16 protein-coding genes are annotated in these 21,353 nt (G+C 58.5%); 7 read left to right on the top strand and 9 right to left on the bottom strand.

Translation table 11 applies throughout. The annotated features are described in order from the left end of the window. Positions 1 to 527: 527 nt before the first annotated feature. From grcA3 to ACTQ48_RS09640, 4 genes are all read right to left on the bottom strand, one after another. A complete protein-coding gene (grcA3, locus tag ACTQ48_RS09655; protein ID WP_055252439.1) occupies positions 528 to 779 on the bottom strand; it encodes an autonomous glycyl radical cofactor GrcA3 in 252 nt (83 codons plus the stop codon). Positions 780 to 864: 85 nt separating this feature from the next. Next, positions 865 to 2,916 carry a formate C-acetyltransferase gene (gene pflB, locus ACTQ48_RS09650; protein WP_427718174.1) on the bottom strand — a complete coding sequence of 684 codons (2,052 nt, stop codon included), beginning with the start codon at positions 2,914 to 2,916 and terminating at the stop codon, positions 865 to 867. Between the two features lie 469 nt (positions 2,917 to 3,385). Continuing rightward, a complete protein-coding gene (locus ACTQ48_RS09645) occupies positions 3,386 to 4,408 on the bottom strand; it encodes a 2-keto-3-deoxygluconate permease (protein ID WP_441017218.1) in 1,023 nt (340 codons plus the stop codon). A 108-nt stretch (positions 4,409 to 4,516) separates the two neighbouring features. Beyond that, positions 4,517 to 5,266: an SDR family NAD(P)-dependent oxidoreductase gene (locus ACTQ48_RS09640; RefSeq protein WP_427728112.1), complete on the bottom strand. Its 750-nt coding sequence runs from the start codon at positions 5,264 to 5,266 to the stop codon at positions 4,517 to 4,519. A gap of 288 nt (positions 5,267 to 5,554) precedes the next feature. Between ACTQ48_RS09640 and ACTQ48_RS09635 the strand changes: the two genes are divergently transcribed. The 4 genes from ACTQ48_RS09635 to ACTQ48_RS09620 all read left to right on the top strand — a co-directional run bounded on the left by ACTQ48_RS09635 (position 5,555) and on the right by ACTQ48_RS09620 (position 11,560). After that, on the top strand, positions 5,555 to 6,004 hold the full coding sequence (locus tag ACTQ48_RS09635) for a MarR family winged helix-turn-helix transcriptional regulator (RefSeq protein ID WP_441570754.1): 450 nt from the start codon (positions 5,555 to 5,557) through the stop codon (positions 6,002 to 6,004). Next, the gene (locus ACTQ48_RS09630) at positions 6,001 to 8,367 is read left to right on the top strand and encodes an ABC transporter ATP-binding protein (RefSeq protein ID WP_427728114.1); all 2,367 of its coding nucleotides are present in this window, start codon (positions 6,001 to 6,003) and stop codon (positions 8,365 to 8,367) included. Before ACTQ48_RS09635 ends, ACTQ48_RS09630 begins: the two co-directional genes overlap by 4 nt. Continuing rightward, a complete protein-coding gene (locus tag ACTQ48_RS09625) occupies positions 8,367 to 10,223 on the top strand; it encodes an ABC transporter ATP-binding protein (protein ID WP_154514936.1) in 1,857 nt (618 codons plus the stop codon). The genes ACTQ48_RS09630 and ACTQ48_RS09625 overlap by 1 nt, the downstream gene beginning before the upstream one ends. A gap of 305 nt (positions 10,224 to 10,528) precedes the next feature. Next, positions 10,529 to 11,560 (top strand): 3-deoxy-7-phosphoheptulonate synthase, encoded by a 1,032-nt coding sequence (locus tag ACTQ48_RS09620; protein ID WP_154514938.1) that lies wholly within the window; start codon positions 10,529 to 10,531, stop codon positions 11,558 to 11,560. 409 nt (positions 11,561 to 11,969) lie between these two features. Here the strand turns inward: ACTQ48_RS09620 and ACTQ48_RS09615 are convergent, their stop codons facing one another. Together ACTQ48_RS09615 and ACTQ48_RS09610 are read right to left on the bottom strand one after the other, a co-directional pair. Next, positions 11,970 to 13,772 (bottom strand): amidohydrolase, encoded by a 1,803-nt coding sequence (locus ACTQ48_RS09615; protein WP_441570752.1) that lies wholly within the window; start codon positions 13,770 to 13,772, stop codon positions 11,970 to 11,972. Between the two features lie 138 nt (positions 13,773 to 13,910). Further along, complete coding sequence (locus ACTQ48_RS09610) at positions 13,911 to 14,873, bottom strand: helix-turn-helix domain-containing protein (RefSeq protein ID WP_441570750.1); 963 nt, start codon at positions 14,871 to 14,873, stop codon at positions 13,911 to 13,913. 470 nt (positions 14,874 to 15,343) lie between these two features. Between ACTQ48_RS09610 and ACTQ48_RS09605 the strand changes: the two genes are divergently transcribed. Next, entirely contained in the window at positions 15,344 to 15,994 is a 651-nt protein-coding gene (locus ACTQ48_RS09605) for a GNAT family N-acetyltransferase (protein WP_349117437.1), read from the top strand. A gap of 122 nt (positions 15,995 to 16,116) precedes the next feature. Here ACTQ48_RS09605 and aguA read toward each other — a convergent pair whose 3' ends face one another. After that, complete coding sequence (gene aguA, locus ACTQ48_RS09600; RefSeq protein ID WP_154514946.1) at positions 16,117 to 17,238, bottom strand: agmatine deiminase; 1,122 nt, start codon at positions 17,236 to 17,238, stop codon at positions 16,117 to 16,119. Positions 17,239 to 17,416: 178 nt separating this feature from the next. Between aguA and ACTQ48_RS09595 the strand changes: the two genes are divergently transcribed. Further along, positions 17,417 to 18,220 (top strand): LuxR C-terminal-related transcriptional regulator, encoded by an 804-nt coding sequence (locus tag ACTQ48_RS09595; protein ID WP_441570748.1) that lies wholly within the window; start codon positions 17,417 to 17,419, stop codon positions 18,218 to 18,220. A gap of 376 nt (positions 18,221 to 18,596) precedes the next feature. Next, positions 18,597 to 18,788 (top strand): hypothetical protein, encoded by a 192-nt coding sequence (locus ACTQ48_RS09590; RefSeq protein WP_427794893.1) that lies wholly within the window; start codon positions 18,597 to 18,599, stop codon positions 18,786 to 18,788. Positions 18,789 to 18,823: 35 nt separating this feature from the next. Here ACTQ48_RS09590 and ACTQ48_RS09585 read toward each other — a convergent pair whose 3' ends face one another. Further along, entirely contained in the window at positions 18,824 to 20,233 is a 1,410-nt protein-coding gene (locus tag ACTQ48_RS09585) for an APC family permease (protein ID WP_441570746.1), read from the bottom strand. Between the two features lie 449 nt (positions 20,234 to 20,682). Continuing rightward, on the bottom strand, positions 20,683 to 21,353 hold a 671-nt coding region (locus tag ACTQ48_RS09580), incomplete at its 5' end, for an agmatine deiminase family protein (RefSeq protein ID WP_441570744.1).

Genomic DNA, 21,353 nt, shown 5'->3' with positions numbered 1-21,353 from the left:
TTGACTTTTTAATATGTGACGCACGTCCGCCGTCCTGCTACAGAACGGTCTCCAAGCGCCAAAGAGACGCCGTCCCTTGCATAAAACAAAGGACAGCGTCTCCCTGGGAAACTCCGTTCTTAACTGAGATTTTACACGGTTTATTACTAAGTGTTACTTACTCCGCAAACGGTAGCTATACGCGATAAACGGTAGCAAGTAAGTATCCAGAACGCTCAACCCATTAGGAGAGTTCCGCCTAAAGGGTGACTACACAGGACCCCCGCCGGGGCTGTTTGGGCTACCTCCCAAAACATTCCGCAGGACGCAAGAAGCCCTCGCCGCACGAAGTGCGCAGCGAGGGCTTCTTGCATGTCCGAGGACACCAATTTAATTTAGCGTGGTTCCCTAAAGTGCGATAACGCAGGAGACCCGGCAAGGCCGGGAGCACTTTGCCTCGCAAACATTCCGCAGCCGCGAAGCGGCGAGGACGTTTGAGAGGCAAAGTGCGTAGGCCTTACCGGGTCTCCGGTGGGAGTTGAGTCCCTTTAGAACTTGTTGTGGAAGGTACGCGAAATGACCTCGTCCTGCTGCTCCTTGGTGAGCGTGTGGAAGTTCACGGCATAGCCGGAAACGCGGATGGTCAGCTGCGGGTACTTCTCGGGGTGAGCCTGAGCGTCGAGCAGCGTCTCACGGTTGAAGACGTTGATGTTCAGGTGGTGGCCACCCTTCTCGGCGTAAGCGTCGAGCATGTGGACCAGGTTGTCGGCCTGAGTCTCGGAAACTTCAGAAACCTTCATAATGTGTCTCCTTCAATCGATAGGCGCCGGCCGAAACCGGCGCACTAATCAGTAATCGTTATTGTTAGTATAGCACTAACAATAGTTACTCGCCCAGCTGATCAAGGTCGATATCACCAAAGAACACCTGGTCCTCCTTGCCGAGCGCGCCCGGGATGATGGAGAAGGTGTTGGAGATGCCGTCCTGGGCATCGCGGAACGGGAGCTTGGAAACCGAAGACAGCGAAGCGATGGCGCCCTGGCTATCGCGCTTGTGCATGGGGTTAGCACCCGGGGCGAACGGCTGGCCAGCCTTGCGGCCGTCGGGCGTGGAGCCGGTCTTCTTACCGTACACGACGTTGGAGGTAATGGTCAGAACCGAGGTCGTGGGCACGGAGTTGCGGTAGGTGTCGTTCATGCGGATGTACTCCATGAACTGGTGCACAACGTCGTGAGCGATCTGGTCGACGCGGTCGTCGTCGTTACCGTACTTGGGGAACTCGCCCTCGGTCTCGAAGTCGACGATGATGCCGTTCTCGTCACGGACGGGGTGAACCTTGGCGTACTTGATGGCGGACAGGGAGTCAGCCACGACGGAAAGGCCAGCGATGCCCGTAGCGAACCAGCGGTGCACGTGCTTGTCGTGCAGAGCCATCTGGATGCGCTCGTAGCAATACTTGTCGTGCATGTAGTGAATGATGTTCAGCGAGTTGACGTACACGCCAGCGAGCCACTTCATCATGTCGTTGTACTTGGCCATAACGTCATCGTAATCGAGCGTGTCGCCCTCGACGGCGCGATACTTGGGGCCGACCTGCTTCTTGGAGACCTCGTCAACACCGCCGTTGAGTGCGTACAGCAGGCACTTGGCCAGGTTGGCACGAGCGCCGAAGAACTGCATCTCCTTGCCAATGCGCATGGAGGACACGCAGCAGGCGATGCCGTAGTCGTCGCCGTGGTAAACGCGCATGAGGTCGTCGTTCTCGTACTGGACCGAGGAGCTGGCGACAGAAGTCTTGGCGCAGAACTTCTTGAAGTTCTCGGGAAGACGGGTCGACCACAGAACGGTCATGTTGGGCTCGGGGCTGGTGCCCATGTTCTCGAGCGTGTGCAGGTAGCGGAAGCTCATCTTGGTAACGAGCGTACGGCCGTCAACACCCATGCCGCCGATGGACTCGGTGACCCACTGCGGATCGCCGGTAAACAGGGCCTGGTACTCGGGGGTACGGGCAAACTTGACCATGCGGAGCTTCATGATGAAGTGATCCACGAACTCCTGGATCTGCTCCTCGGTAAAGGTACCGTTGGCAAGGTCGCGCTCAGCGTAGATGTCGATGAACGTAGAGGTACGGCCGATGGACATAGCGGCGCCGTTCTGCTCCTTGACGGCAGCGAGGTAGGCGAAGTACATCCACTGGATGGCCTCCTGCGTGTTGGTAGCAGGTTTGGAAATATCGAAACCATAGGTCTCGGCCATCATCTTGAGCTCGCCGAGGGCGCGGATCTGCTCCTGCAGCTCCTCGCGATCGCGGATGTTGTCGGCGGTCATGACCGTCGGGGTGGAAGCCTTCTGGGCCTCCTTATCCTTGATCAGGTAGTCGACGCCGTACAGGGCGACACGACGGTAGTCGCCGATGATGCGGCCGCGGCCATAGCCATCGGGCAGACCGGTGATAATGTGAGCCGAGCGGCAAGCACGCATCTCGGGGGTGTAGACATCGAAGACGCCGGCGTTGTGGGTCTTGCGCTCGAAGGTGTAGCGCTCGACGACGTTCTCGTCGATCTTGTAGCCGTGCTGGCTGGCAGCCTGGCAAGCGATGCGGATACCACCGTTGACGTGCAGAGCGCGCTTGAGCGGCTTGTCAGTCTGAAGACCGACGATGGTCTCCTTCTCGCGGTGGGCGTTATCGATGTAGCCAGCGGGGTGGCTCACGATACCCGTGACAGTCTTGGTGTCCATATCGAGGACGCCGCCCTGCTCGCGCTCCTTGAGCAGCAGGTCGAGGACCTCGCCCCACAGCTCCTTGGTACGCTCGGTCGGACCGGCGAGGAACGATTCGTCGCCCTCGTAGGGGGTGTAGTTCTTCTGGATGAAGTCTCGGACGTCAACCTCTCCCGTCCAGATGCCTTCCTTGAAGCCTTCCCATGCCTCCTGCATTGTGTAACCACGCTCCTAGTTACGTATAATGCGGCGCTCTCTCACACCGCTGCTTATTGAATTCTTGAATGTTCGGGTTGCATGACCGGCTTCATTCGCCTTCCATCGCGCGTTAGCACAGGGAAAAACGTTTGTCCACCTTGGAACTGCAACCCAAAACCCAAGATTTCACCCGTCTGAGAAGGATAACATAGCCACCCCCTTCATCAGGGCTGTTATATGTTTCTTTTTTTATACCATTAGGGCGTTTTTAACAAATCCGCAGGAAATGCGAGCGTGAACAACTACCGTTCACCGATTTGTTTGGTATTTTTCCTTGCCTTTGTACGACGTTCACTCTAGCTGTTATGCCAGCTTTAGCAGGGTAAAGTGCCCCAGAGACCCACAGAAACTGCAGGGCGGCCACGGGATTTCCCCCGGGGCCGCCCTGTGGCGTGGCTAGTTATTTAGCTTTGATTGCCGCTTGGCATTAAGCAGCAGCGGTGACCCTGTCGGCCGCGGCCTTTTTGCTGTCGCCGTGACCCTGGCCCTCAAAATGCTTGAAGCACCAGCTGGTGACCAGCGGGGTCAAAATGGCCGTCACGATGGCGCACGCTGTAACCTGCGCCGTAGCCGTCGCGAGCACGGCACCACCGTACATGGCCTCGTTGACGCTTGCCATGGCGGCAGGCGTGGCCACATTGGCTCCGGCGCAGCTCGAAATGGCCGCACCTGCGACACCCGTACCGCCCGTGAACTTATCGACCGCGATGACGGGAATTGCAAAGACCACCGAGCAGATCACGCCGAGCAGGATGCCGGGAAGACCGCCGTTGATGAGCTGGCCAAAGGTCATGGTCGAGCCCATGGCAAAGAAGACGAGCACGATGATGGCGGAAAGTGCCGGAGCCATCATCTTCTTAAAGCTCGGGAAGAGGTTACCCAGAATAATGCCGACGACGATCGGCAGGATGGCGCCCACGAGCGACCAGCCGATCGGAGCCTGGCCAGCAGCGCCGAGCACGATCATTGTGACCGGAGGGCCGACAACGAGTGTGGTGATGGCGACGGCGCCACGTTCGGCCTCGTTGCCCATGGTGCCCATCAGACCAGCGTACATAGCGTTGTTGGCGCCGGTGCAAGCCGCCAGCATCACCATGGCAGAGATGCCAAACAGGTTGTCGTTGAATACATAAAGGATAAGCAGCGACACGGCAACGACCACGATCTGCTTGACAGCGATGATGATGGCGCCGCGTGCAGCGGCGGCAGGCGCACTTTTAAACGAAATCGTCGTACCGACGATGAGCAAAAAAGCGCCCACGAGCGGGCTTGCACCCTGCTGGGTCATGCCAAGCGTAAAGCTGCCGAGCGTTTTGAACAGGTCGGGGAATAGCGTGTTGAGCAAGCAGCCCAGCAAAAGCGGCACCAAAATATTGGCGCCCGGGATGGAGGACATCTTAAAGAACGGCTCCTTTGCAGCCGGCGCCTCCACCGCAGTCGATTCACTCATATATATCTCCTTTGGATGCATGCGAATCGTAGCCGCACGCGCCTATGTCAGAAAGAAAGCGACAACCCCGATTCGCCAGGGTCGCCGCCAAACGATTACCGCGGGGTATTACCCGTCCAGGACGATGCCGCCGTCGCAGTCACCGATCTCGCCGTTCACGAAGCTGGCGAGGTCGGAAGCGAAGAACAGCACCATCTGCGCAGGCTCGCTGGCCTGGGCGGCGCGGCCCAGAGGAATACCGTTGATGATGCGCTGAGAGTTCTCGTCAGAAAGGATCGACGTCATGTCGGTAAGCGTGAGCGACGGGCACACAGCGTTGCAGCGGATGCCGAACTTACCGCCCTCCTTGGCGACCGCCTTGGTAAGGCCGTTGACACCGGCCTTGGAGCTCGCGTAGGCCGCGGTGCCGAGCAGGCCGCCGCCGATCTTGCCAGCAACGGAGCTCACGTTGACGATAGTGCCGGCATGTGCCGCCTTAAAGTGCGGGTACACGGCATTCATCATGGTAAAGGTGCCGTTGAGGTTGATGTCGATGGTGCGACGCCACTCGGTGTCGTCGATCTCGTCAAACTTCTTGGTGCTGATGACACCGGCGCAGTTGATCAGGATGTTGGTTTGCGGCAGGTCCGTAAAAATCTGCTCGACGGTCTCGCGCGCCTTGGGCGCATCGGCGACATCGAGCTGATAGAACTTGTTGCCCTCGCCAAGCTCGGCCACAGCCGCCTCGCCCTTGGCAGCGTTCCTTGCGATGAGCGCGACGTGTCCGCCGCCCGCAACGATACCCTTGGCAATCTCGAGGCCAATGCCCTGAGTGCCACCGGTAACGATCGCGGTTTTACCCGTGAAGTCAAATGCCATGACTCCAACCCCCTTGATTCAGGTGTCTCCTTGCGGGAAGTTGGAGCATCGCACATGGCGATAAATGAGTCCCAGCCGTCATGGTGGTGACAACCCCTCGCCTAACCGCGGGCATGATAGTTCTTTGAAACGCTTCAGCAATTGAATTATTTTAAGTCTTTATGCGCTCTTTATATTGCCTAGTGGCCAAGTAGATTTTTGGGACGTGTCCAGAAATCTACCGAATAGGATGGTTGAGCGGGGGTATTATTTTTCACCGGAAATAGTTTCTAGTGTTAGGGGTTTTCGGTGAAAGATGCCGATTTCCGTGAACTTGGGCGTCAGCTCCTTACCGAGTTCGGCAGCATGCATCAGCGCATTTCGCGCTTTGCGGACAAAGCCCTCAGTGGTGAGATGGCCGTCATGCGCGCCCTCATGCTCGCTGGCGGATCGCTCACGCCAAGCGAACTCGCCGATCGTGCCTGGGTCTCGAGCGCCCGCATCGCCAATATCCTGCGCGCTCTCGAAGCCAAAGGCTGGGTCGAGCGCGAGCACTCAAAGACCGACCGTCGTCGCGTACACGTCACGGTGACCGACAAGGGATTCCATGATCTCGAAATCAAGCATCGGGAATTCGAGGACCGCACCGCGGCCTTCCTCGAGCAGCTCGGCGAAACAGATACCCAAGAGATGGTGCGCCTTCTTAGGCGTGCCAACGAAATTATCGACCGCAATCAAGAAAGGAGAGATGCCGAGTGAGGATTCTCAAGCTCTTTAAAAAGCATGTCCTGGCACTGTTCGCAGCTATCGTACTTATCGTAATCAGCTGCAACGCCGATCTAGCGCTGCCTACGTATATGAGCGACATCGTCGACGTGGGCGTGCAGCAAGGCGGTATCGCCTCGCCCGTACCTGACACCATTCGCACCGAATCGCTCGACGACCTCGAACTCTTTATGAGCGATAAGGACGCCAAAGCTGTGGAGGCCGTGTTTAGCAAGGCGGATAATAACGGCATTCGAACGTACAAGGGCACCGAGGAGGAGCGCGCCGACGGCGGCAAGATTGCCGACATCGTGAGCCTGCCCGAGACCGTCGTCCTTTCGTTCAACCAGGGCATTGACGCCAACTCCATGGATGACATGATGGGTTCGTCCAGCGAGAATAACAACAACGCCGCCCAGGCCATGCCCACCCCCGAGCAGATGGCGGCAATGACGCCCGAGCAGCTCGCCGAGATGCAGCAGAAGGCCGCGGCAGCGCAGAACATGCAAAAGCAGATTGATACCGACGGCGGTAAGATCACCATGAAGAGCCTGCGCCTAGGCGTTGAAGGCGGCCTAATCGACCAGGGCAAGCTCGTCGAGGGTGCCAACGATATGGCGGACAAAATGGGCTCCATGTCGGGTTCCATCGTGACCCAACGCGCCGTGAGCTATGTACAAGACGAGTACAAGGCGCAGGGCATCGACCCCGCCGACGTGCAGAACGCCTATCTGGGCCGCATGGCAACCACGATGTTTGGTCTGTGCCTGATCTCGCTCATCGCCACCATCCTGACCGGCGCCGTGGCCTCGCGCACCGCCTGTTCCATCGCACGCGACCTGCGCCGCGAGACCTTCAACAAGGTTATGCACTTCTCGCCGGCCGAGGTGGGCAAGTTTAGCCAGGCCTCGCTCATCACCCGCTGCACCAACGACATTCAGCAGATTCAGATGGCCGCAACCCTGTTTATCCGCATGTGCCTGATGGCCCCCGTCATGGGCATCGTCGCCGTCATGCGCGTCCTGGCCAACCACACCGGCCTGGAGTGGACCATCGCCGTGGCCATCATCGCGGTCTCGGCCGTCGTCGGCGTGCTTATGGGCCTCACCATGCCCAAGTTCAAAAAGATGCAGAGCTTTGTGGACCGCGTAAACCTCACCGCCCGCGAGCTGCTCGACGGCCTTATGCCCATCCGCTCGTTCAACCGCGAGGAGCATGAGCTCGAGCGTTTTGACAAGGCTTCGCTCGACCTAATGACCACGCAGCTCTACACCAACCGTGCCATGAGCTTTATGATGCCGCTCATGATGCTCGTCATGAACTGCATCACCGTGCTTATCGTCTGGTTTGGCGCGCAGGGCGTGTCCGATGGCGTGATGCAGGTCGGCAACATGATGGCGTTTATCTCCTACACCATGCAGATCGTCATGGCGTTTATGATCCTCACCATGGTTTCGGTCATCCTGCCCCGCGCCGAGGTCGCAGCCGAGCGCGTGGAAGAGGTCATCACCTGCCCCACGAGCATCAACGACCCCGCCTCGCCCAAACTGCCCGCGGCCAGCGCACCGCGCGGTGAGCTCACCTTCCGCGACGTGAGCTTCCAGTATCCCGATGCCCGCGCCGACGTCATTAGCGGCGTGAACTTCACCACGCATGCCGGTCAGATGCTCGGCATCATTGGTTCCACGGGCTCGGGCAAGTCCACGCTCGTACAGCTGATTCCGCGCTTATACGACGTCACGGGCGGCAGCATTTCACTCGACGGCATCGACGTGCGCGATATGACCCTTTCCGAGCTTCGCCGCCGCATTGGTTACATCCCGCAGCAAGGGCGTCTGTTCTCGGGCACCGTGGAGAGCAACCTTAAGTTTGCCGGCGACATGGTAAGCGACGAGAACATGCACGAGGCCGCGCGCATCGCCCAAGCCGAGGACTTTATCGCCGAGCGCGAGGGCGGCTACGACTCCCCCATCAGCCAGGGCGGCTCCAATGTCTCGGGCGGTCAGCGCCAGCGTCTGGCCATCGCCCGCGCGTTGGCAAAAAAGCCCGAGGTCCTGGTGTTCGATGACTCGTTTAGCGCCCTCGACTACAAGACCGACGCGCGCCTGCGCGAAGAGCTTGCCAAAAACGTTACCGACGCCGCGCTCGTTGTCGTAGCCCAGCGCATCGCGACCATCATGCACGCCAACCAGATCATCGTGCTCGACGACGGCCACGTGGTGGGCACTGGTACGCACGAGGAGCTGCTGCACAGCTGCCCGGCGTACCTGGAGATCGCACAGTCGCAGCTTTCCGCCGAGGAGCTGGGGCTCACTCAAGAAGAAATTGCAGCCGTTATGGAGGGAGGCGAGCACTAATGGCAGACGAGACCAAGACTCAGATTCCCAAGCCCACCCGCCAGCGCGGTCCCATGGGCCGCATGGGTGGCATGGGCCGCGGCGAGAAGGCCAAGGACTTTAAGGGCGCCATGCGGCAGTTGCTCGGCTATATCGGTCAACACAAGGTTGCCGTGCTTGCCGCCGTCGCCTTTGCCGTGTGCTCGGTCGTCTTTAACATTGTGGGACCCAAGGTGCTCGGCCAGGTTACGACCAAGTTGTTCGAAGGCCTGGTCGCCAAGGTCAACGGTACCGGCGATGTCGACTTTGCCTGGATCGCCAAGACGCTCGGCTTTTTGCTCTGCCTGTATCTGGCAAGCTCTGTTTGCAGCCTCATCCAGGGCTGGCTCATGACCGGCGTCACGCAAAAGATTTGCTACCGCATGCGCAAGGAGATCGCCGCCAAGATCGCTGTCGTGCCGATGAGCTACTTTAACGGACACAGCAAGGGCGATGTGCTCAGCCGCATCACCAACGACGTCGATACGCTGGGTCAGTCGCTCAACCAGAGCGTGACGCAGCTCATCACGTCGGTGACACAGATTATCGGCGTGCTCGTCATGATGCTGTCGATCAGCCTGCCGCTTACCGGCGTCACCGTGCTCACACTGCCGGCCGCCGCGATTATCCTGACCGTGATGATTCATTTCTCGCAGCCGTACTTCCGCGAGCAGCAGCAGGTCCTGGGCACCGTCAACGGCATTATCGAGGAGGACTTTGCCGGCCAGAACGTCATTCAGGTGTTCGACCGCGCCGAGGCCTCAATCGAAGAGTTCGACCGTCAAAACGACCGCCTCTTTATTAGTGGCTGGCGCTCGCAGTTCCTGTCGGGCCTGATGATGCCGCTTATGAGCTTGGTGGGCAACATGGGCTACGTGGGCGTCGTCGTGGTGGGTGCACAGCTCGCGCTGACCGGCAATGCCACGCCCGGCGACATCCAGAGCTTTATCCAGTACGTTCGCAACTTTACGCAACCCGTGCAGCAGCTGGGCAACGTGAGCAACACGATGCAGTCTATGGCCGCTGCCACCGAGCGCGTCTTTGAGTTCCTGGCCGCGCCCGAGGAGGAACAGAAGGCCGACGCGCAGATTCCCGAAAAGCGCCCTGGCCATGTGGAGTTTGACCACGTCAAGTTTGGCTACACGCCCGACAAGACCATCATCCACGACTTTAGCTGCGAGGCACAGCCCGGCCAGACCATCGCCATCGTCGGTCCCACCGGCGCCGGCAAGACCACGCTCATTAAGCTGCTACAGCGCTTCTACGACGTGGACGGCGGATCGCTGCGCGTCGATGGCGTCGACGTACGCGATTGGGACCGCGCGGCACTGCGCGGCGAGTTTGCCATGGTGCTGCAGGATACGTGGCTGTTTAACGGCACCATCCGCGAGAACATCCGCTACGGACGCCCCGATGCAAGCGATGCCGAGGTCGAGGCCGCTGCACGCGCTGCACGCTGCGACCACTTTATCCATACGCTCGCCGGCGGTTACAACTTTATGATCAACGAGGAAGGCACCAACCTTTCGCAGGGCCAACGCCAGCTCGTGACCATTGCCCGCGCCATTTTGGCCGACCGCCCGGCGCTGATTTTGGACGAGGCGACATCCAACGTCGATACCCGCACCGAGGAGCTTATTCAGCGCGCCACGGATGCGCTGATGCAGGGCCGCACCAGCTTTGTTATCGCACACCGCCTGTCCACGATCCGCAACGCCGACGTGATCTTGGTAATTCGCGACGGCGACATCGTCGAGAAGGGCACGCACGACGAGCTGCTCGCCCAGGGCGGCTTCTACGCCGACCTGTACAACTCGCAGTTCGACGAAGCGGCGTAAATTCTGCCGCAGGGAACGGATAACACCCGAGAACGGGGGCGCAGGACAACCTGTGCCCCCGTTTTTTGTTCTGCGACCCTCAAACCGCCTCCCCTGGGACCAAATCGACGGCCTCTTCCAAGCCGCGTGGTATCACTCCATTCCAGGGCCAGTTGACGTTTGACCAGATAAAACCTGCCAAAATAAACCTGTCCCTTTTTGGCAGGTTTTGGGGTGACGAGGGCTTGCACTTTAGCGTGCGACAGCGGATAATGCCGAGCATTCGACAATGCACACTTTGTCTTATTTGATTGAGGAGGCCCCGTATGGCCATGGAATTCAAGCGCAGGTTGCCGATCCCCATGGAAATCCGCGAGGAAATGCCGCTTTCCGCCGATCTTACCGCCAAAAAACAGGCATTCGACGCCGAGGTCGCCAAGGTCTTTACCGGCGAGGACGCGCGCAAGGTGCTCATTATCGGCCCGTGCTCTGCCGACCGCGAGGACTCGGTGCTTGAGTACATGAGCCGACTGGCCAAGGTCGCCGAAGAGGTCAAGGACAAACTCATCATCATTCCGCGCGTCTATACCAACAAGCCGCGCACCAAGGGCACCGGCTACAAGGGCCTGCTGCACAACCCCGATCCCGAGGCGCCCGATGACCTGCTCGAAGGCGTTAAAGCCATCCGCCATATGCACCTGCGCGTCATCGAGGAGACCGGTTTCTTTACCGCCGATGAGATGCTCTACCCGTCCAACTACCAGTACCTCGTCGACCTGCTGAGCTACGTCGCCGTGGGCGCGCGCTCGGTCGAGAACCAGGAGCATCGTCTGGTGTCGAGCGGCATTTCGGTGCCTGTGGGCATGAAGAACCCCACCGCCGGTTCCACCACCGTCATGCTCAACTCCATCTACGCCGCCCAGGCACATCAAAGCTTCATCTTCCGCAACTGGGAGGTCGAGTGCGACGGCAATCCGCTCGCGCACGCCGTCATGCGTGGCTACATTGGTCTCGACGGTCGTACCTACCCCAATTACCACTACGAGCATCTGGAGCGTCTGGCTGAGCGCTATACCGAGCATGCCGGCTACGCCAACCCGGCGGCGATCATCGACTGCAACCACGACAACTCGGGCAAGCGCCCGCTGGAGCAGCACCGCATCTGCAAGGAGGTGCTCGACAGCTGCCGCCGCAACGAGTCCATCTCCAAGCTGGTCAAGGGCTTTATGATCGAATCCTACCTGGAGGACGGTAACCAGTCTGTCGACGGCGGCGTCTTTGGCAAGTCCATCACCGACCCGTGCCTGGGCTGGGAAAAGACCGACTACCTCATCCACGAGATCGCAGAACGGGTTTAGTTACGCGGTTTTACCAAACCGCGTAACTACTCGACGCTGCGCGGGCCGCACCTGTACAATCTGACGCTCAACTTCAAGGGCGCGACCAGAAGGTCAGCGCCCTTTCGTTTCACGTCACCTTGTCTCAAATGCGGCCCGCTCGCTGTCCGTCCTCTACCTGCGGCGCCGTCTTGCTCCGAACGCGACAGTTAGGGACGTTCCTTTTCTGCCGGCAGTCTGGGACATTCCTTGGGGTAGTCGTTGGGGACGTTCTTGTTTGACTAGTCGTTTAAGAACGTCCCCCATGACCACCGCAAAAAAGCGCCGCCGCGGACGCTCCAGCGGCCGCGGCGGCCTGCGCTAAATCGCAACGATTAGCGACCGAGCGTTCTACCGAGCAGATCGTCCGCTCTTCATCTCAATCGACCGATTATCCCTCGTATACGATACGGCCATCGGAGACAGTGAACAGAATCTTGGTATCGGAGATCTTCTTGGGATCGCAATGAAGAATGTCTTGATCGAGCACCGTGATGTCGGCGAGCTTGCCCACCTCGAGCGTACCGATTTTATCCTCCATGTAGTTCTCGAAGGCAACGTTTTTGGTGTATGCCTCGAGCGCCTGATATGCCGTGATGGCCTGCTCGGGCCAACGGTACATATCGGTGTCCTCCTCCTCGGGATACGGGCTGTTGCGCGTAACGGCCACCTCGATCTCCTCGAGTGGCGCATAGCCGGTGACCGGGCCATCGCTCGCACCGGAGATAAAGCAGCCGGCCTCGAGCATGTTCTTGACGGGGTAGAACTTCATGGCGCGATCCTCGCCCACAAAGGCGATCTCGAGGTCGCACAAAGGATCGTGATACATCCACAGGAACTGCAACGCGCACACAATGTCGAGATCGACGACGCGCTGAATGTCCTCGTCGGTGATTGCACACACATGCGTCATGGTGTTGCGGCGATCATCGCGCTCACCGTTCTCCTTGACGCAGCGCTCGTAGGCATCGAGTGTATTGTGGACGGCGCCATCTCCGATCGCGTGAACATGAATCTGAACACCCTCTTTGTCGAGGGCGGCCACCATGTCGCTGAACTCCTGCTGATCCCAGACGGACTCGCCGTGCCAGTTATCGCCCTTACCGGCGGCGGAGGTATATGGCTCGAGCATCACGGCACTGCCGCCCTCGGTAACGCCATCGGAGTAGATCTTGACCGTACCGGTAGAGATCATGTTGCTATCGAACTTCTTGAGGTCCTTCACGGTTTTAATGGCCTCTTCAGCCGTAATGCCGGGCCTAATGGTAGGAAGTACTCGCATGCGCAGGTTAAGCTTGCCATCTTTCTCGAGGTCAGTATAGAACTGGCAATCCTCTGCCGTAGAATCTCCCACGACGCTTATGTTGGTAATGCCGGTGATGCCGTATTTCGTAGCCACCTGCTGGTACTTGTCGATAGCGTTCTCAAGCTCCTTGTCCGTATGCTCGACGTAGACAACCTCCCTCACCATAGCTGCAGCAGAATCGATCAAGTAGCCAGTCGCCTCGCCGTTTGCATCGCGGGTGATGATGCCGCCCGTGGGGTTGGGGGTATCGTTATCGATGCCCGCAAGCTCGAGTGCACGGCTGTTGACCCACACCGAATGATAGGAAACATCGGTCAGCATGATGGGCTTATCGGAGCAGATCTCATCGAGGATGGACTTGTTGGGACCGGGATTGGTGCCATCCTCTTGCTCGAAGGCGTTGATCATGAACGAGCCGCCAACGTAAGCCTCATCATCGGGATGCTTGGTTACAAAATCACTGACCGCCTTCTTATACTCATCGATCGTGGTAGCCTTGGTAAGATCGATTTCGTACAGCGCGGTCACCCAGTTGCCCGGAGCGTGGATATGCCCGTCCATAAAGCCGGGGATCACCATACCGCCATCAAGATCGATGACGCGCGTGTTGTCATCGATGTACTCGTCAACACCGGAGTCTTCGCCTACATATACGATCTTGTTGCCCGAGACAGCCAGGGCGGCCGCGGTGTCGCCCTCTTTGACCATCGTCTGAATCGTGCCGTTACGAAAGACGATGGATGCCTTATCGGAACTCGCGCTGCCGGTGCTTCCGGCATTTGAAGAATTGTTGGCGCAACCGGCGGCACCCACCGCAACAGCCGCGGCGCCCAACGTGCTCAGGCCGAGAAAGCTTCTACGGGAAACGGGGGGGATAGAGGTCTTCATATAACCCACCTTTCAGTTGACATCGCCGCGCTTTTGCGACGCTTGCTATCACCTGAATACCACCCCCGGGTATAAACTTGTCTGCACAAACGGGGTTATTGCCGTAAGCGGAGGCTTATATCCCCTATAACCCTGCCTTTAACCTGCCCAAAAGCTCTGAAGAAGCTCGGACCGCGATGAGACACCACATTTACGGAATATCGTGTGAACATGCGATTTGACCGTGCCGACAGAGATAAACAATTCATTCGCTATGGCGCGGTTATCCTGGCCATCGAGCAGAAGGTCGAGTACTTCGCGTTCACGCGCGGAGATATCGTGCTGGTCGCAGAATGCCGAGAAGCGGACCTCCGCAATCTGCTTGGCAGAGGTGCCAGACGTTGTGGGCGGAGCAGAAAAGTGTAACGACAAGATCCGCGACGCCGCACGAACGGTATACATCGCGGCCACCACGCTCATGATGTTCTCTGGGATGTTTCTGCCGTAGGCAAAATACAGGTAATCAATGACTTCGATCCGCCCAATATTCAGCCCGAGAACGCGTACATCCTCGATCAGAACAAACACCGTCAACACAGCCATCACAATAAGAAACCTGCCGTAGCGTGCATAGAAGCTCTTTCGCGCCAACGGCTTGCTTTTGCGGTAGCAGACGAAAATCATGCCAAACGCCACGAACATGAACAAGGAGCGCAACGCATAAAATGCGAGTTGTTTGATTGAATCGGGCTGCAAAACAAGCGACATGGCCTCGAAAGCAGAAAAGACGATGCAGGGCACGAGCATGTGAAGCCGGCTCGTCTTGTTTACGATCGCCAATGCAAATGCCCACATGCTCGCCATGATTCCAATCGATAGGACGAGTTTCGTTATGGGGTGCGTCATGGGAAATTGGCTACTGAGGATATCTGCCATCATCTTACTGCCCTGATACTCATCGAGGAATACGAGGGCGCTTTCGAGCATGTCGAAGAAAAAGAAGGCCGAGACCGTCAAGTAGCTTGTTCGATGTGAGACGAGGTATGCGCATACCGATACGCACACCGCCACCATGCAAACCAAGACGAATGTGATTCCGTAGAAGAAGTAGAACGTACTCACTACCGGGCCTTTCGCTTATTGATATGTGCTAAGGATAAACTTTACGCCAAAGACATGCAGATCGCTGTCTTCAGCGCAAAATCCAGCCAAAGAAAGGAAGGGTGGAAGACGCATATCCCCCCACCCCAGCGCATGGGCGAAACTAGCCGGTGATGCGGGTGCCGGAGAGGCCGGCCATGGTCTCGGCGATGGTAGTCGTTGGGGACGTTCTTGTTTGACTAGTCGTTTAAGAACGTCCCCAACGACTACCCAGAATGAGAGTGGATAATCTCCCGTTTTTGGCCTATATCAGCGCTAATAGTGGGAGATTATCCACTCTCGTCGAGCGGGCGTCCGATAATCCACTCTCATTCTCTCTTGGAACCCTCCGTCCCCGAGGAATCGAGGCTCGTCTGCCGAATGGTCGATGCGGCCGCCCTGCGTCCATGTCAAACTCATAGATGGCCTGACCCAACTTGGAAGGAGTCTCCATGAGCCTTGAGAACGTAGCCCTGCGCGCCGCCACGCTTGATGACCTGACCGGCATCGCCGCCATCTACAACCAGCTGTGGTGCAACACGCTGCGCAACCGCGGCGACGTCGAAGCCGCCGATTTCTGCGCACGCTTTAACATCGCCATGCAGCTGCAGCGTTCCCCCATCGCACTCGTCGCCGAGGCCGAGGGCCGCATTATCGCCGCCTGCTGCATCGGCATCTTCGAGGACGGCAAGCCGCGTACCAATCCCACCTGGGAGCCCTGTTACGACGAGCTGTTTATCCAGGCAACCGAGATGGCAAAGACCGCCGATGCCAAGCTCGAGGGCTCGCTCTTTGGCGACAGTCGTGAAAAGGCCACGGCCGACCGCTTTGCCGCCACGGGCAACGAGTATGCCCAGGGCCAGCTCAACCTGATCATCATTGCGCCCGAGTGGCAGGGCAAGGGACTCGGCCGCGAGCTCATCGACCTTACGCGCGCTGAGCTCGCCAAGGCAGGCTGCACCAAGTTCTTCCTGATGAGCGACTGCAACGCCGACTGGCAGTTCTACGAGCACCTCAACATGAAGCGCATCCTAGAAGATCACAGCCAGGACACCGGCGACGGCTTTATCGTCTACATGTACGGAGGCGACACGCAGGATTAGCCCGCACATCCAAGCCGCACGGCCCGCCGTTCAGCTGAAACCACCACACAAAAAGTCCGCCGACCATTGAAGTCGGCGGACTTTCGCGTGCGGACAATCAAGCGCTGTTCACCATGGAACTGCTATTTACAGCGCGCCTTAGGCTGCTGCTGGGTGATGCAGTGGATGTTGCCGCCGCCGTAGATAACTTCACGGGTCATGATACCGATGACTTCGCGGTCCGGATAAGCAGCTTGGATATCCTTGAGCGCCTGGGCGTCATTGGGATCGCCGAACTGCGGTACAAGCACCGCACCGTTGATGGGCAGGAAATTGAGATAGCTCGGTTCGAAAGCGTCCTCGGGAGTACGCGGCAGCACGCCCTCGACGGGATCGATCGTGCTGGCCTCTTCTTCGGTCATATATACCGATGTCGCAGGCATGATCACCTTGTGGATCTTGAGCTTGCGACCCTTGGCATCCGTGGCCTCGGAGAGCGTCTTGTACGCCTCCTGGCACTCCTTGTAGAACTTGTGGTTGGGATCGTCGGTCCACATGCAGCAGACTTCGCCGGGCGCACTAAAGCATGCGACGTCGTCCACATGGCCGTTCGTTTCGTACGGATCGATTCCGTCCTTGATCCAGATAACCTTCTCGATACCGAGATACTCAGAGAGCTTCTCCTCAATCTGCTCCTTGGTGTACTGCGGGTTGCGATCCTCGTTGAGCAGACACATCTCGGTGGTCACGACGGTGCCTTGACCATCACAGTTGAACGAGCCGCCCTCGAGGATGTAATCCTCGGGACGATAACGGTTAACCTGCTCAAGCTGTGCCACCTGCAGGCCAATGGAAGCGTCCTTGTCCCACGGGAAATACAGGCCGTCAATGAAGCCGCCGTAAGCATTAAAGTGGAAGTGCGAAAGGGCCACCTCACCATTGTCATTAACGAGGAATGCCGGGCCGGGGTCACGAATCCAGCTGTCGTTGTACTCCATGTGGATAACGCGCACGTTCTCAACGCCGTCGAAGATCTCACACACCGCGGGGAAGTCTTCGGTGTTGACGCCCACAGTGATGGGCTGAAAGCGTGCAACGGTCTTGATGATCTCGGTGAAGACCTTCTGCGCCGGCTTGGCGCCGCAGCGCCACACGTCGGAGCGGTGCGGCCATAGAATCCAGGTGCGCTCCTGCTCCTCATACTCACCGGGCATATAGAACCCGTCCTTCTTAGGCGTGGATTCACTCTCGTAGATTGTCTTCATTTCAAGCTCCTAAATCTCGGTGCTTTTGCTTGACGAGACCATGATGCGGCCGCACCGAGATGTTCTCAATGGTCCCTCGAGCCCCTTTCAACGACCGACGGTATACCATTCGCTGACCTAAAGTTCTATTCAGGCCGAGAACATGACATACTGGGTTCCACAATGGAAAGGACGCCCTATGCCCCCATGCAATAAACAGCAGACTATTGAGTTGGACGGTACGACCTGGACTGCTCTCAACGAGCTCGCGCTTGCAATCCACGCATCACACGGTATTGATAAGCTGCAAAAGGAGACCCTCGAGGGAACGACAGGGCTCGTGCCCCATCGGATCGCCATGTTCGACCTGATCGAGGCGGCGGACAGTGATACCCCACGCTACGTCCATCCTGCAAGCAGCGGAATGGACGACCGCGCACTGAGCGACTACTACAACCGCTACGCCGCGATGGACTATACAACATGGAGCTTTGACCTACATAAGGTCGGCGTCTACCGCGACCTCGACCTGGTCGACGTCGAGCGACGCGATGCCACGCCCATCTATCGCAAATGGATGGAACCGCAGGGCGTCTACTTTGGCTGTACGGCCACGCTCGCGCACAACGACAGCCCGCTAGGAAGCATCGCCCTGTTTCGCGAACGCACGGCCGGAGACTTTACCGACACCGAGCTCGCAATCCTACTCGAAATCGCTCGGCACGCGAGCCTCGCGCTCGCCAACCTCTATCCTCGGGGCATTAAACTCACCCAGACCGAAGACACGAACCAGCTGAATGCTTTCATGACAGAACATAATATCCAACCGCGCGAAGCCGAAGTCATGCGGCTCATGCTCGACGGCAAAACGAACAAACAGATGGCAAACGAGCTATTCATAAGCGAGTCGACCGTAAAGAAGCACGTCAACGCCATCTATCGCAAGCTCGGCGTCAGCAACCGACTGGGCCTTATGACTGCCGCGCAAAACATCCTGCGATAAAAAAGGCGCCCTCCATACGGAAAACGCCCTTTGATTTCGCCATTTGAATTAGTGTCGGCTCTGGCTCAAAGAGTAGACGGGGTCATTTTGGTAGATTTTATATGGGTAAACGCCGATACGACACCCAAACCTCTACGGAAGGAACAGGCACTTATGTTGTGGTTCAGAAAGGAAACGGCCCGCTCCGGCGGTTTATCTCAATCTGTAACAAGTAGAGGCGATTTATTAAGCTAGACGTTACAGATTGAGACGTTGAAGATAGCGCAGAAATAGCCGTCGCATTTGTGTTGGTTTTGAACTCTCCGCGACGGGATGCTAGACTGGCGACGTATACATTCGCGCCAGAACACGGGTCGTATGAAGAAAAGGAGATGCCATGGCGCCTATCGCACCGCTCAAGATGCTCGTCGCTCCTGCCGCCAAGGCCATCGCCCGCCTGAGCGACTCACTCACCTACGACGATGTCCCCTGTCTTGTCGACGAACGTACGGACAGCTGCCCTTACCTGGGACACGTCCCCTACTTTGCGCCTAAACTCGCTTCTGACCCCGAGCACCGCGAGCGGTAATCCAAGATGCAGCAAGCGCCGCGCAGCTCGCGGCGCTACTGTTTTGGTGCAAAGAAACCTGTCCCCCTTGCACCAACGCCGGGATTATCGACGCTGCGGCCGCGGCGCGATATGAGGCGCGAAACCTCGCCCAACAACACACCGACTACCACGCCCACGAGAATCGGCAACTTTGTCATCTCGGCGGGTGAGCTGTTGAGCGGCACAATCGTGGCGACAATCGAAAGCACAAGCTCTACCACGGGAATCGCAAGTGCCACCGCGAGCACCTTGCCCTCGAAGGGCGCGCGGAACACGCGCGGGCGATCGTCGTATTTGCGCAGGCGCCAAAACGCCGGGAACATCGGAATATAGCTCATAAGCAGGAAGACGACGTTCATCGAGAAGAAAACCCAAAAGACGTCGGAGCCCTCGCCCAGCGGAATCTGAAGCAGTAGTACCAGGCTGGCAAAACAACCGTTAATGAGTGCCGAGCCATTGGGCATGCCGGTCTTCTTGGACACCAGCGCAAAGGGACGCGGCATATTGCCGTGACGCGCGGCATAGCTCGCCACGTTGTTGACGCCAAAGCTCCAGCAGATCATGTTGGCGAACAGCGTCACCAAAAAGGCCGCGCCCACGACCATCGTCAGCGGATGGCTGCGCCCCAACATGGCGGCGACCGCGTCCACAATGCCCGAATCGAGCGAAAGCCGCTCGGTGGGAACCGCGGCTCCAATGCCGATGCCGCAGATAATGTAGATTGCCGCAATGGCAACGCCACCGGCGATAACCGCCTTGGGGATATCACGCGACGGGTTTTTCATCGTGCTGGCAAAGGTCGCGACCACTTCGAAGCCCATAAAGTTGAACAGGATGATCGATAGGTACGTCAACGAATTGGTGTCGCCCAAATCTGGAATGAAGGTCTTAAACGACATGTCGTTGGCAAAGCCGTTATTGCAGGCAAACCAGATGCCGACGATTCCCACCACGGCGGTAATGAGCACCTTGATGACGGCACCGCCGTCCATGACCCAATCGGCCTCGGCCACCGGGTGCATCGCCATGACCGTGACGCCCCACACAAAGGCAAGCTCGATGGCAATTCGGGCCCCAAGCGAAAATTCGATGCCCCATACCGCATTGATGACACTGGGGAACATACAGGCGATACTTGCAACCCACAGTGGAAAGTTGACCCAGTAGCACCAGGAGCAGCAGGCACCCCAACGGTCGCCCAAGCCCAGGCGAACCCAATCGTACAGGCCGCCCTCGGAATCGAACGCCGTACCGAGCTCGGCCACCACCAGACCATAGGGAAGCAAAAACGTAATGATGAGGAAGATCCACCAGAAGAACTGCACGTTGCCCATGGCAGATGCCGGAGCGGCCGCCTCGATGGTAAATACGACGCAGATAACCGAGAGGATGACCTCGAACAGGGAGAACTTTTTACCTGCCATGGCACGCTCCCCCTACAGCAAAAAAGATGGCATCTGCACCGAAGGCGCAGCCCAAGGTAGGGTTACAGGCCGCGTCACCGGTGCAGGTGCCATCCCAAGGAGAAGAAGGGATGCAATTGTTGGACCAACGCTCGCGGAACAGGCGCGTGTAGATGACGATACGCTGGTACATGGATACTCCGATCAAGACGGCCGCGTATACGACCGGGAACTTTCGGCAATTGGATACGCGTCTGACCTGGGATATCCAAGCGAACAATTGGCCTAACCCGCGATAGGTCCCAGGCCAGGCGGGTATCCAATCGAAGGGGAAGGGCGCTCCGGTGTGGAGGCAGCGGAGCGCCCAGGGAAAGCCCGGCCAGGCGGCCCCGTTCGCCTGGCCGGCCGGGCCTCCGGGGTGCGGCGGACTCCCGTGAAAGAGGGGCGCCGCGCCCCGGGAAGCCGGGCTACTAGGCGGACGGCTCCTGCTGCGTGATGCAGTGGATGTTGCCGCCGCCGTAGACGACCTGGTCGGACTTGACGCCCACGCACTTGTAGACGCCCTCGCCCCAGACCTCGTCGTAGATCTCCTGGAGCGTGTCGACGGCCAGCTGGTCGTTCTCGTCGCCGTACTGCGGGACGATGACGCCGTGGTTGGTCACGAGGTAGTTCATGTAGGAGGCGATCAGCGGCTCGTCGGGGACGCGCGGCTCGGCGTTCTCGTCGGCGTCGATGGTGTCGCAGGAGGCCTGGTCCATGTACAGCGGCTTCACGGGCATGCAGAGCTTGTAGACCTTCAGCTTGCGGCCCTTGGCGTCAACCGCGTTGGAGAGGGTCTCGTAGGCGGCGTGGCACTGCTCGTAGAACGGGTACTCGGGGTCGTCGGTCCAGATGCAGACCATGACGCCCGGGGCGATGAAGGTGGCGACGTCGTCGATGTGGCCGTTGGTCTCCTCGGGGTCGATGCCCTCCTTGACCCAGATGACCTTCTCGACGCCGAGGTAGTCCTTGAGGTGCTCGGTCATGTACCCGCGAAGCTCCTCGCTCCAGGGCTCGAACTTCTTGCGGTACTTGGGCCAGAGGGACTCGGGGTCCTCCTCCTCCTCGAGCACCGCGGAGCAGGTGCGGCCGGGGGACAGGA

The sequence above is a fragment of the Collinsella sp. Sow4_E3 genome, assembly GCF_052116285.1.
Classification (GTDB): Bacteria; Actinomycetota; Coriobacteriia; order Coriobacteriales; family Coriobacteriaceae; genus Collinsella.
This window is presented reverse-complemented; position numbering and strand designations above follow the sequence as displayed.

What these genes read in the sequence shown, in the direction of transcription:
- ACTQ48_RS09625 (WP_154514936.1), top strand. Translation starts at nt 8,367, where the DNA reads ATGGCAGACGAGACCAAGACTCAGATTCCCAAGCCCACCCGCCAGCGC.
- ACTQ48_RS09590 (WP_427794893.1), top strand. Translation starts at nt 18,597, where the DNA reads ATGGCGCCTATCGCACCGCTCAAGATGCTCGTCGCTCCTGCCGCCAAG.
- aguA (WP_154514946.1), bottom strand. Translation starts at nt 17,238, where the DNA reads ATGAAGACAATCTACGAGAGTGAATCCACGCCTAAGAAGGACGGGTTC.
- pflB (WP_427718174.1), bottom strand. Translation starts at nt 2,916, where the DNA reads ATGCAGGAGGCATGGGAAGGCTTCAAGGAAGGCATCTGGACGGGAGAG.
- grcA3 (WP_055252439.1), bottom strand. Translation starts at nt 779, where the DNA reads ATGAAGGTTTCTGAAGTTTCCGAGACTCAGGCCGACAACCTGGTCCAC.
- ACTQ48_RS09620 (WP_154514938.1), top strand. Translation starts at nt 10,529, where the DNA reads ATGGCCATGGAATTCAAGCGCAGGTTGCCGATCCCCATGGAAATCCGC.
- ACTQ48_RS09595 (WP_441570748.1), top strand. Translation starts at nt 17,417, where the DNA reads ATGCCCCCATGCAATAAACAGCAGACTATTGAGTTGGACGGTACGACC.
- ACTQ48_RS09615 (WP_441570752.1), bottom strand. Translation starts at nt 13,772, where the DNA reads ATGAAGACCTCTATCCCCCCCGTTTCCCGTAGAAGCTTTCTCGGCCTG.
- ACTQ48_RS09645 (WP_441017218.1), bottom strand. Translation starts at nt 4,408, where the DNA reads ATGAGTGAATCGACTGCGGTGGAGGCGCCGGCTGCAAAGGAGCCGTTC.
- ACTQ48_RS09585 (WP_441570746.1), bottom strand. Translation starts at nt 20,233, where the DNA reads ATGGCAGGTAAAAAGTTCTCCCTGTTCGAGGTCATCCTCTCGGTTATC.
- ACTQ48_RS09640 (WP_427728112.1), bottom strand. Translation starts at nt 5,266, where the DNA reads ATGGCATTTGACTTCACGGGTAAAACCGCGATCGTTACCGGTGGCACT.
- ACTQ48_RS09605 (WP_349117437.1), top strand. Translation starts at nt 15,344, where the DNA reads ATGAGCCTTGAGAACGTAGCCCTGCGCGCCGCCACGCTTGATGACCTG.